The following is a 950-nucleotide window of genomic DNA, read 5'->3' as shown; positions in this document are numbered from 1 at the left end:
GCGCCGGCACCCAGGCCCACGTGTCGGGCGTGCGGATCCAGCGGCCGTAGTGCGACACGGCGTAACCGTAAGGCTGGTCGTCGATCCACGTCCAGCCCCACGGATCGATCCACGCCCAGTGTCCCGCGTGATACGGCGCCCAGTTGCGGGGCGCGCGATCCGGCACCCACACGGTGCCGTAGTCGGGCATGGTGCGCCAGCTGCCGTAGTCGTCGAGGTCTTCGAAGCCGACGACGCCCTGCGGCACGTAGCGGCGTGCGATGGCGCGCTCGTAGCGCTGGTCGCGCGCCAGCGCCCAGCGGTCGAATTCATCCGGCGGCGCGGGCGGGAGCAGCACGTAGTTGTCCAGGTCCTGGCCGCCGAAGCGATAGCCCTGCCCCGGCGCGAGCGACAGCGACGTGCCGTCGCCGTACGCGTCGCCGGCGCCGTTCAGCACCGTCACGTCCGTCGTGCTGCCGTCCGGCGCGACGGCGAGCCGGTAGTCGCCGGCCGCGCGCGCGACGAAGGCGAGGTTCGGCGTATCCACCTCGACGGTTTCGCCCGGCGCCAGGCGGCGCACGTGCAGGTCGATGCGGCCCTGCGACACCTGCAGTTGCGTCGTGCGTTCATCGGCCGCGAGCACGGTCAGCAAGGTGCCCGCGTCCATGCGCGCGACGGCGGCGCCGAACTGGGCTTCGTCGCGCCCGCCGGCGTCCGTCCACAGGCGGTCACCCGCGACGAGGGGCCGGTTGAGCGATGCCTGCGCCCAGTCGGTGGCGCCGGCGGGAGACAAGCTGACGGGGCCGGCGAGGTAGGCGATGCGGCCCACGCGCGCGGGCGGGTCCTGCATCTGCGCGGCGGCGATCGTCGCGGTGAATAGCAGGCCGAGTGCGACGGCCGGCCGGAGGAAGTTCGAAGCGCTCATGATCGTCGGTACAACGTGGGAATGATGCCCGATCATAGTCCCGGCG

General features: G+C 72.6%; 1 protein-coding gene. It reads right to left on the bottom strand.

The window, feature by feature from the left end; genetic code table 11:
* On the bottom strand, positions 1–904 hold a 904-nt coding region (locus ACEN88_RS32775), incomplete at its 3' end, for a DUF6600 domain-containing protein (protein ID WP_413346447.1).
* Positions 905–950: the final 46 nt, after the last annotated feature.

Origin of the sequence: Massilia sp. CT11-108, assembly GCF_047302915.1 — a bacterium.
GTDB lineage: Bacteria > Pseudomonadota > Gammaproteobacteria > Burkholderiales > Burkholderiaceae_D > Telluria > Telluria orientalis.
The sequence above is the reverse complement of the archived record's forward strand: the minus strand, read 5'-3'. Positions and strand labels throughout refer to the sequence as shown.